General features: G+C 61.0%; 1 protein-coding gene. It reads right to left on the bottom strand.

The genetic code is table 11. The features are described from left to right. Positions 1-259 (bottom strand): glucose PTS transporter subunit IIA (locus tag ACODJP_RS14240; protein ID WP_422482620.1); only part of this gene is annotated, 259 nt, incomplete at both ends.

Raw genomic sequence — 259 nt, 5'->3', positions numbered from 1 at the left:
CGTAGCCGGCGTCCAGAATCGCCTGGCGATCAAACTCAATCAGCAGATCGCCGGCCTGTACCCTGTCGCCCTCTTTCACATGCGCGGTAAAGGGCACGCCGTCGAGTTTGACCGTGTCGATGCCGACGTGGATCAGCAGCTCAATGCCGCTGTCGCTTTGCAGGCCGATGGCGTGTTTAGTCTGAAACAGGGAGGCCACTTCGCCCGGGAACGGGGCAATCACTTGGCCCACCGCCGGGATAATGGCGACACCTTTACC

The sequence above is a fragment of the Pleomorphochaeta sp. DL1XJH-081 genome (genome assembly GCF_049310885.1).
Classification (GTDB): Bacteria; Spirochaetota; Spirochaetia; order Sphaerochaetales; family Sphaerochaetaceae; genus CAYZJV01.
The sequence above is the reverse complement of the archived record's forward strand: the minus strand, read 5'-3'. Positions and strand labels throughout refer to the sequence as shown.